The organism is Sandarakinorhabdus sp., assembly GCF_032115815.1.
GTDB lineage: Bacteria > Pseudomonadota > Alphaproteobacteria > Sphingomonadales > Sphingomonadaceae > Sandarakinorhabdus.
Genome location: NZ_JAUMBI010000001.1, coordinates 1 through 9,374 on the forward strand (window position 1 = coordinate 1; position 9,374 = coordinate 9,374).

The 9,374-nt window shown below is 64.9% G+C and carries 10 protein-coding genes; 4 read left to right on the forward strand and 6 right to left on the reverse strand.

The window, feature by feature from the left end:
* Positions 1–89 precede the first annotated feature (89 nt).
* Entirely contained in the window at positions 90–2,120 is a 2,031-nt protein-coding gene (locus RT662_RS00005; protein WP_313668084.1) for a S9 family peptidase, read from the reverse strand.
* Positions 2,121–2,197: 77 nt separating this feature from the next.
* Here RT662_RS00005 and RT662_RS00010 point away from each other — a divergent pair, with 77 nt between their 5' ends.
* Complete coding sequence (locus RT662_RS00010; protein WP_313668086.1) at positions 2,198–3,370, forward strand: acyl-CoA dehydrogenase family protein; 1,173 nt, start codon at positions 2,198–2,200, stop codon at positions 3,368–3,370.
* Here the strand turns inward: RT662_RS00010 and RT662_RS00015 are convergent.
* Together RT662_RS00015 and pyrC are read right to left on the reverse strand one after the other, a co-directional pair.
* Positions 3,367–4,188, reverse strand: coding sequence for a DUF6671 family protein (locus tag RT662_RS00015; RefSeq protein WP_313668087.1), 822 nt, complete (start codon positions 4,186–4,188; stop codon positions 3,367–3,369). The genes RT662_RS00010 and RT662_RS00015 overlap by 4 nt on opposite strands.
* Positions 4,181–5,218, reverse strand: coding sequence for a dihydroorotase (gene pyrC, locus RT662_RS00020; RefSeq protein ID WP_313668088.1), 1,038 nt, complete (start codon positions 5,216–5,218; stop codon positions 4,181–4,183). The genes RT662_RS00015 and pyrC overlap by 8 nt, the downstream gene beginning before the upstream one ends.
* Before the next feature lie 152 nt (positions 5,219–5,370).
* Here pyrC and RT662_RS00025 point away from each other — a divergent pair, with 152 nt between their 5' ends.
* Genes RT662_RS00025 through RT662_RS00035 form a run of 3 tightly spaced genes read left to right on the forward strand, consistent with a single transcriptional unit; the run spans position 5,371 to position 8,045 of the window.
* On the forward strand, positions 5,371–6,183 hold the full coding sequence (locus tag RT662_RS00025; RefSeq protein WP_313668090.1) for a universal stress protein: 813 nt from the start codon (positions 5,371–5,373) through the stop codon (positions 6,181–6,183).
* Between the two features lie 55 nt (positions 6,184–6,238).
* Positions 6,239–7,405: a PAS domain S-box protein gene (locus tag RT662_RS00030; RefSeq protein ID WP_313668092.1), complete on the forward strand. Its 1,167-nt coding sequence runs from the start codon at positions 6,239–6,241 to the stop codon at positions 7,403–7,405.
* Positions 7,398–8,045 carry a response regulator gene (locus RT662_RS00035; protein WP_313668093.1) on the forward strand — a complete coding sequence of 216 codons (648 nt, stop codon included), beginning with the start codon at positions 7,398–7,400 and terminating at the stop codon, positions 8,043–8,045. The genes RT662_RS00030 and RT662_RS00035 overlap by 8 nt, the downstream gene beginning before the upstream one ends.
* Here RT662_RS00035 and RT662_RS00040 read toward each other — a convergent pair.
* From RT662_RS00040 to RT662_RS00050, 3 genes are all read right to left on the reverse strand, one after another.
* Positions 8,031–8,237 (reverse strand): hypothetical protein, encoded by a 207-nt coding sequence (locus RT662_RS00040; RefSeq protein WP_313668095.1) that lies wholly within the window; start codon positions 8,235–8,237, stop codon positions 8,031–8,033. The two genes, RT662_RS00035 and RT662_RS00040, sit on opposite strands and share 15 nt — an antisense overlap.
* The gene (gene ccoS / locus RT662_RS00045) at positions 8,224–8,397 is read right to left on the reverse strand and encodes a cbb3-type cytochrome oxidase assembly protein CcoS (RefSeq protein WP_313668096.1); all 174 of its coding nucleotides are present in this window, start codon (positions 8,395–8,397) and stop codon (positions 8,224–8,226) included. Before ccoS ends, RT662_RS00040 begins: the two co-directional genes overlap by 14 nt.
* Positions 8,394–9,374, reverse strand: a 981-nt coding sequence (locus tag RT662_RS00050; protein WP_313668097.1) for an HAD-IC family P-type ATPase, incomplete at its 5' end; no start/stop codon positions are given. The genes RT662_RS00050 and ccoS, both read right to left, overlap by 4 nt.

Below are 9,374 nucleotides of genomic sequence, written 5' to 3' on the forward strand. Positions count from 1 at the left end.
GCCGTAACTGTCCCACAGCACTTCATCGGCCAAAGAAGGCGCGGCAGTGGCCAGCAGCAGCGCGAACAGGGCAGGCTTCATCAAGGGCCTCATTTCTTCAGATAGCGGTTGTACCAGTCGATCACCGCCAGGTTTGATTGCAGCCATTGCGAAGGCCGGCCCATGCCGTGGTTGGCTTCGGGCAGGCGCACCATCATCGCGGGCACGCCGCGCACCTGCAGGGCCTGATAATAGGCCTCGGTCTGGGCGATGGGCGTGCGGTAATCGGCTTCCCCGGTGATCAGTAATGTGGGGGTTTTCACCTTGCCGACGAGGCTGAAGGTGGAGCGGCGCCAGTAGAGATCACGATTGTCCCACGGGTTGCCGACCACCCAGTTGGAAAGCGTGACGGCGCTGATATCGCTGGTCAGCGCCTGGATCGACCAGTCGGTGACGGGCCGCAGCGCGGCGGCGGCGTTGAAACGATCGGTCTTGCCGATGGCAAAGGTGGTGAGCACGCCGCCGCCGGAACCGCCGCCGATGAACTGGTTCTTCGCATCGGCCCACGGACGTTTCAGCACTTCGTCCACCCCGGCCATCAGATCATCGTGATCGGGGCCGGGATACTCGCCGCCATATTCGGGCGTGATGCCGTTGGCGAACTTTTCGCCATAACCCGTTGAACCGCGTGGATTGGACCACAGCACGACATAGCCGGCAGCGGCGTAAAGCTGGTGGGTGACGGAGAAATAGGGGCCGTAATCGCCGTTCGGCCCGCCGTGGATTTCCAGCGCGACAGGGTATTTCTTGGCGGGATCGAAATTGGGCGGATATTGCAGCCAGCCTTCGATGCTCAGGCCATCGGGGGCTTTCCAGGTGAGGCGTTCCATGGCGCCAATGGTCTTTTCGGCGCGCCAATTCTCATTGAAATCGATCTTGCCGATCAGTTTGCCGGCCTTCATCACGCCCAGCGCGGCCGGGCGATCAGCCTCCAAGGTGGTGAAGGCGTGGACGTCGCCGCCCATGCTCCAGTCGCCGCCGGAGGAGGGCAGGTAGAGGCGGGTGCCGCCGATGGCCGGAACGATGGTTTTCGCCGTGCCGCCGTTGACGGGCACGCTGGCCACCTTGGTAAGGCCAACATCGCCGTAGAACACGTGAAGCGACTTGCCGTCCTTCGCCCATTCGAAGCCGCCCACCGGCCGGTCGAGGGCGGCGGTGACATGCACGGGCTCGCCGCCGCTGAGCTTGCGCAGCCACAGGCCGGGCTGGGCATAGAATTTCGTGGTTTTCGGCTGCCCGATCCAGGCCAGCCACTGGCCGTCGGGCGACAGGCGCGCGTCCTGCTCGCCGCCGTCGATGCTGGTCAGGCGTTCGGGCGTGCCGCCGCTCGCCGCGATTCGATACAGGTCGCTTTCGCCAGCGATGCGGTCATTGCCGGGGCGCACGGCAGCGGCATAGATCAGGCTCTGGCCATCGGGTGCCCAGTGCGCGCCGCCTTCGATCTGGTCAGGCTCACCCATGGTGAGCTGCGTGGGGGTGCCGCCGCTGGCTGCCACCACGAACAATTGATCGGCGCCGGCCTTGATGTAGCCGCCTTCGTTGGTGCGGTAGCGAAAGTCGTCGATCACCCGCGCATCAGGTGCCCAGGTCGCGCCGGCCGGCTTTTCCGGCATGCCGGGCACTTTCGGCATTGGCACTTCCACCCGCGCGGTGAAGGCGATGCGGGTGCCGTCCGGGCTCCATTCCAGATTGCCCGGCGCGACGCTGCCGCTGGTGACGGGCTTGCCGATGCCATCGGCCACAGCCATCACCCAGATCTGCGGCTTGCCCAGCCATGGCGCGACATAGGCGATGCGCTGGCCATCCGGCGCCCACACCGCGCCGCCGGCATTGGCCGCGCCGCCGATCAGCAGGCGCTTGTCGAGGTCGGACTTGCCCACGGTGGCCAGCCACCATTCGGTGATCCGGCGGTCGGTCTGGATATCGAACTGCATCCGGGTGAACAGCACGTGCGCGCCATCGGGGCTGACTTCCACATCGTCGGTCATGCTGATGCGGTAGATATCGGCCGCTTCGAACGGGGTGGCGGCAATGGTGGCAGTCGAGGCCAGCAGGCAGGCAGCAAGCAGAGCGATCTTCATTTTTGTCCTGTCGTTTTCCCAAGGCAGATTGTGCAGGCTAGCAAGGGCACACTGGCCTGAACAGTGAGGAAGCAGACATGACTATCAGCTTTGATGAATGGCGCGCACGCTCGCCGTTCTATGATGAAACCCACGAGGCCGTGGCGCAATCGGTGCGCAAGTTCATGACAGCCGAAGTGCTGCCCAACATCGACAAGTGGGAAGCCGATGGCGAACTGCCGCGCGAGCTGCACAAGAAGGCGGCGCAGGCTGGCATATTGGGCCTGAACTATCCGGAAGAATATGGCGGGCATAGCGAAGGCTTCGATGTTTTCCACGGGTTGACGCAGACGGAAGAAATGTCTGCGGCCGGCGCTGGCGGGCTGGGCGCCAGTCTGATGACGCACGGGATCGGCCTGCCGCCGATCCTTGCGCTGGGTTCGGACGAAATGAAGCGCCGCATCGCGCCCGCCGTGCTGGCCGGCGAGAAATTGATCAGCCTGGCCATCACCGAGCCTTCCGGCGGATCGGACGTGGCGCAACTGAAGACCCGCGCCGAGAAAGTGGGCAACAAATATGTGGTGAACGGGCAGAAGATGTTCATCACCACCGGCATGCGCGCCGATTATATGACAGTGGCAGTGCGCACCGGCGGGCCGGGGATGAAGGGCATTTCGCTGATGCTGATCGAAACGGATCGGCCTGGCGTGAGCCGCACGCGGCTCGACAAGATGGGCTGGCGCTGTTCGGATACCGCAGCGGTGTATTTCGACAATGTCGAAGTGCCGCCGGAAAACATGATCGGGCCGGAAAATGGCGGCTTCATCGGCATCATGCGCAATTTCAACAGTGAACGGCTGGGCATGGCGCATGGCTGCTGTGCGATGGCGCGGGTGGCGCTGAAAGAGGCGATGGATTGGGCGCAGAACCGGGAGACGTTCGGCAAGAAACTGGGCGCCCATCAATCCATCCGCATCAAGCTGGCTGATTGCGCCCGGCAGATTCAGGCGACGCAGGCTTGGGTGGATCTGTGCGCCCACCAGCATCGTTCAGGGACGGGCGTGCCGGCGGATTATGCCATGCTGAAAGTGCAGGCGACGCGCATGCTGGAACATGTCGTGCGCGAGGCCGCGCAAGTGCTGGGCGGCGCCAGTTACATCACGGGATCCAAGATCGAGCGTATCTATCGCGAGGTGAGGGTGAACGCCATCGGTGGCGGTTCGGAAGAGATCATGCTCGATCTGGCCGGGCGGCAGATGGGGCTGGGCTAAGGGTTACACCAATCGCAGCTGGCGGGGCTGGCGGCTGTCACGCCATCGGGGCGCGGGCGGGTTTCGCGGTGGTGGCAGACGGTGCAGCCATCGATGATGGCCATCACACCCTGCGTCGGTTGATTGCACGAGGAGCAGGGCAGGCCGCGCAGCAGATCGACCTGGCCCCAGCCGGGGGCGCCGCAATCCGGGCACAGGGCGGCCAGTCGCGCCGCCAGCCTGCCGGCAAGGCTGCGGATCGCGGCCATGCGGGTGGGGTTCATGTGGGCGCGCATGTCGGTTTCCAGCCGGTTGCCGGGCCAGGCCAAGGGCGAAAGCGTGGCCATGTCCTGCACGCCGGTGGCCAGTACGTCGCCATCGGGCCCCTTCACCACCAGCGCGTGGGAGGGAAAGCCGACCCGCGTGAGGAAGGCGGCGATATCAGTGCCGGCGTTCACCTCATGCTGGGCGAAGTTGGTGCGGCGCGAGACGGCTGAGAGGGTGAGTTCAAGGCCGCGTGATGCGTCGATGAAGGCCAGTGTCTCCACCCCGCCGGCGCCGAACGGCAGCCACGGGTGCGGGCCGAAACTGCCTTCGCTGGCGAGGCCCAGATCAAGGCCGGCGGCGGCCATCCCGGCCCGCGCCTTGGCTAAAGCCGCTTCAGCTGCGGTGCCTGTGCGCGCGGTGGTGCCGGTGAAGGTGCCGAACGCATCGGTATCGATGGCGGCAGGTTCAACAATCAGTCCCAGTCGGCGCGCCAGTGGCGGCGCCAGCGCGCGCAGCTTTCCGTGCTGTGTGGCCAGCGCGACGCGACGGCCTTCGTAAGGATGCTCAGGCAACGAAGCGCCAGTCCAGCACCTCGCCGGCGTGGAAGGGCACGATTTCGGTGCCGGCGGCCGGGATGCGGGCCGGCACCGGGGTGGCTGTGCGTTCCAGCGTGATGAAATCCTGATTCAGCGGCAGGCCATAGAAACGCGGGCCATGCTCGCTGGCAAAGCCTTCCAGGCGATCCAATGCGCCTTCTTCCTCGAACACGCGCGCATAGGATTCGATGGCGAAGGGCGCGCAATAGATGCCGGCACAGCCGCAATCGCTTTCCTTGGTTTCGATGGCGTGCGGCGCACTGTCGGTGCCAAGGAAGAATTTCGGATTGCCGCTGGTCGCCGCCTGGCGCAGCGCCTGGCGGTGCAGTTCGCGCTTGGCGACGGGCAGGCAATAGAAATGCGGGCGCATGCCGCCTTCGAACATGGCGTTGCGGTTGATGGCGAGATGATGCGGCGTGATGGTGGCGGCGATGTTCGGGCCGGACGAGCGCACGAAATCCACCGCATCCTTGGTGGTGATATGTTCGAACACGATCTTCAGCGCCGGGAAATCGGCGACAACGCCTTTCAGGATGCGATCGATGAACACGGCCTCGCGGTCGAAGATGTCGACCGTGTGATCGGTCACTTCACCGTGGATCAGCAGCGGCATGCCGATGCGCTGCATGGCTTCCAGCGCCGGATAGATGTGCTTGACGTCCGTGACACCGTGGGCGCTGTTGGTGGTGGCGTGCGCTGGATAAAGCTTGGCGGCGGTGAAGATGCCTTCCGCATGGCCGCGCACCAATTCATCCGGATCGATGCCATCGACGAGATAGCAGGTCATCAGCGGTTCGAAATTCAGGCCCGGCGAAACGGCGGCGCGGATGCGGTCCCGATAGGCGGCGGCAGCAGCGGCTGTCGTCACCGGCGGTTTCAGATTCGGCATCACGATGGCGCGGGCAAACTGGCGGGCGGTGGCATCGGCAACCGCAGCCAGCATCGGGCCATCACGCAGGTGGACATGCCAATCATCGGGGCGGCGCAGGGTCAGGGTCGAAGTCATGATCGGCCTGTTACGCCCTTCATCGGTTGGCGAAAAGCCCCTCGGAACCGGCTCACTCCGGAATCATGCGTAAAGCCTTGGGCCGGGGGACGGCGTAAAAATGGCGTCGGGATAGAGGCTGGCCGGTAATCGGCCTTTCGGATTGGCGTCGCATGAAAAATATCCTGCTGCACATCCACGATGATGATGCCCAGTCCGATCGCGTGGCGGTGGCACTGGATGTGGCCCGACAGACGGGCGGGCATCTCAGTTGCGTGCAGGTCACGCCGGTCGAAGCCTATGCTGGTGATCCCTATGGCGGCCTGTTCGGCATGGCGGCGCTGATCGACACGATCCATGATCAGCAAATGGCGCTGCGCCTTGCCACCGAAGCCCGGCTGGTGGGCAGCGGCGTTGCCTGGGACTGGCGCAGCCAGGATGGCAATGTGGTGGAAACGCTGATCGATCAGGCGATGCTGGCGGATCTGGTGGTGTTGAGCCAGCCTGTGATGGGGCAGCGCCGGGGCGTGCGACAACCGCTGGCCATCGTGGGCGATGTGGTGATGTACATGCGCTGCCCGGTGCTGATGGTGCCGCAGGGGGCAGGCCGGCTCGATCTGGCCGGGCCGGTGGTGGTGGCGTGGAATGGCTCTGCCGAAGCGGCGCACGCGCTGCGCCTGGCGCTGCCGCTGCTGAAACGCGCCGAGGCGGTGCACCTGGTGGAGGTGAGCGACGATATTCCGGGCTTGGCCGCGCGGGAGGCTGCCCAATGGCTGTCGCGCCACGGCATATCGGCTGATGTGCACGAATGGCCAGCCAAGGGCCGCCGTGTCAGCGTGGCCCTGCTGCATGCGGCCGCGGAACTTTCGGCCAGCTATATCGTCATGGGTGCCTATGGTCACAGTCGCTTGCGCGAAACCGTGCTGGGCGGGGTGACGCGAGAATTGATTGCCTCGACTAACGTGCCTTTGCTGCTGGCGCATTGAAGGCTGACATAATATTACGTTGAAATTACCAGCGATTGTGCCAGTATCATTCGCTGTGTGCCCATTCATCGAACAACAGAAACACGCCAACCCGGCGCTGCTGCACAGTGCCGAGGCGTTGCAGAACACCATATTGGCCACTGTTCCCGATGCGATGATCGTCATCGATGAAGCCGGAACCATCCTGTTGTTCAGCGAGGCGGCGCATCGCATGTTCGGCTATGACAATGACGTGGTGGGCCAGAACGTCAGGATCCTGATGCCCAATCCGGATCGTGACCGCCACGACAGCTACATGCAGCATTATATGGACACCGGAGAGGCCCATATCATCGGTATTGGTCGGATTACGGCGGCGCGCCGGCGCGATGGCAGCACCTTTCCGATCGAGCTGGCAATTGGCGAGGCCCATACCGAAAGCGGCCGGTTGTTCACCGGTTTCATCCGTGATCTCACCGAGATCCAGCGTGCCGAGCGCCGCTTGAACGATCTGCAGGGCGAGTTGTCCCACATCAGCCGGGTATCGGCGATGGGCAGCCTGGCCAGCGCGCTGGCGCATGAACTGAACCAGCCGCTGACCGCCATTGCCAGCTATGCCGAAGGTGCGCGGGCGCTGCTGGGGGAAGAGGGCGCGCCGGCGCCGGACACTATCGCAATGGTGCGCGAGGCGTTGGCCGAAGCCAGTGCAGAGGCCCTGCGCGCCGGGCAGATCGTGCGGCGCCTGCGCGAATTCATCAGCCGCGGCGAAAGCGAGCGCCGCGTTGAGCGTCTGCGCCGGCTCGTTACCGAAGCGGCGGCGCTGGCGCTGACGGGCTCCGGCCAGACCGGCATGGATTTCGACATCCGGCTTGATCCTGCGGCTGATCTGGTGCTGTGCGATCGCATCCAGATCCAGCAAGTGTTGTTGAACCTGATCCGCAATGCGGTGGAAGCCATGCAGCGATCGGCGCGCCAGAGCCTTGAAATCCGCAGCCGCTCGGCCGGCAGAGGCATGGTGGAGGTGGTGGTTTCCGATTCAGGGCCCGGGTTGGCGCCCGAAGTGGCGGCCGTGCTGTTCCAGCCATTCAACACCTCCAAGGAAAAGGGCATGGGCCTCGGCCTGTCGATCTGTCGCACGATTGTGGAGGCCCATGGCGGCCGCATCTGGGCGGAACCGTCGGATTTTGGCGGAACCGCCTTTCATTTCACTCTGGAAATGGCAGAGGAGCCGCAGGATGGCTGAAAAACGCGTTTATCTGGTTGATGATGAAGCAGCGGTGCGTCGCTCGGTTGGCTTCATGCTGAAAACCTCCGGGTTCGAGGTTGAGAGTTTTGAATCGGGCGAAGCCTTCCTGAAGGCAGCGCCGCACCTGGAACCGGGCTGCGTGCTGCTGGACGTGCGGTTGGGTGCGATGGATGGCCTGGAAGTGCAGCAGGCCCTGAAAGAAAAGGGCGTGGTGCTGCCGGTGATCATCATCACTGGCCATGGCGATGTGGGCCTGGCCGTGCGGGCGATGAAGGCCGGCGCCGTTGATTTCCTTGAAAAGCCGTTCGAGAAGACCGCCGTGATTGCGTCGCTGGAACAGGCGCTGCAGCACAATGATGGCCGCGCCGAGCTCAATCGGCTGGCCGATCAGGCCCGCGCGCAGTTGAACGGCCTGACCCCGCGCGAGCGCGATGTGCTGAACGGGTTGGTGGAAGGCCAGTCCAACAAGGTGATTGCCTATGATCTGGGCATTTCCCCGCGCACCGTGGAAATCCACCGCGCCAATCTGATGTCGAAACTGGGGGTGGGATCGTTGTCAGACGCGCTGAAGATCGCCTTTACCGCGCGCATGGCCGATCTGGCAGGCGCAACGCCGGCGCCGTCAGAGCCGGCCTGAACTGCGCTTTTCTCGGCTGCAGCCAATATGGCAGGCCTGGTCGCAATCGCGGCTGGGAATACCGGGAGCGGGCAGGCTGCTGCCGCTGCACAGGCTGATCAGCCGGGCTTCGGCGCGGGCCGGCACCGCCACGGCGGCCAGCGCCAGCGCCAATAGCGCCGGCAGATAGGCCAGCGGTTCAGAGCGCAGCATCGGGTGGCTCCTTTGCCGGCGGTTCTTCATCCATGAAAATGCGCAGCGCAGCCCCATCCAGATCGTCGAACTGGCCGCGCCCCACCGCCCAGAAAAAGGCGAACAGGCCGAGCAGGCCAAGGCCCAGCGCCACCGGAATCAGGAACAATATGCCGTTCATCGTGTCGATCCCTTCAGGCGCAGGGCATTGGCCACCACGATGATGGAGGAACCCGACATGGCCAGCGCGGCGACCAGCGGGGTGACAACGCCAGCAATGGCGAGCGGCACGGCGATGATGTTGTAGCCGATGGCCAGCGCGAAATTCTGGCGGACCACGGCTTGCGTTGCCCGCGCGGCGCGAATGGCGGTGGCGACCGGCGCAAGGCTGCTGCCCAGGAATACCGCATCGGCGGCATTCTGGCTGGCATCGGCGGCCGAACCCGGCGCCATCGAGACATGGCCGGCGGCCAGCGCCGGGCCATCGTTGAGACCATCGCCAACCATCAGCACGCGCTTGCCGCTGGCGCTGAGCGCCTTGATCGCGGCAAGCTTGTCGGCTGGCGACAGACCGCCTTGACCGTTGATGCCCAATGCTGACGCCACAGCGGCCACGGGGCCGGAGCGATCGCCGGACAGGATACGGGCGGGAAGGCCAAGTTCGGCCAATTCGATGATGGTGACAGACGCGGCCGGGCGCAGCGGATCGGCAAAGCGGATCAGGATTTCGGGTGCTTCGCCGATGGTGAGGGCGGCGGCCATCAGATCCCCGTCGGCGCTGGCCGGGCGGCCCAGTCGGACAATCTGACCCTGCCACTGGCCGGTGAGGCCTTCGCCGGGCGTTTCGCTCACCAACGTCACCCGCTGCGGCACGGTGCCGGCGGTGGTCAGCGCGGCGCGCAGGGCTTCGGAAAGCGGGTGGCGGCTGCATTGTGCCAGGGCCAGCGCAATGCCAGACTGCGTGGCATCGAGCAGATGCAGATCAACCGGTTCGGGCGCGCCAAGGGTAAGCGTGCCGGTCTTGTCGAACACGGCAGTATCGGCTTCGGCGAGCCGTTCGAGGGCACTGCCGTCCTTTACCAGCACGCCGGCCTTCATCAGCGCGCCGGTGGTGACGATCTGGGCGGCGGGCACCGCGAGGCCGAGCGCGCAGGGGCA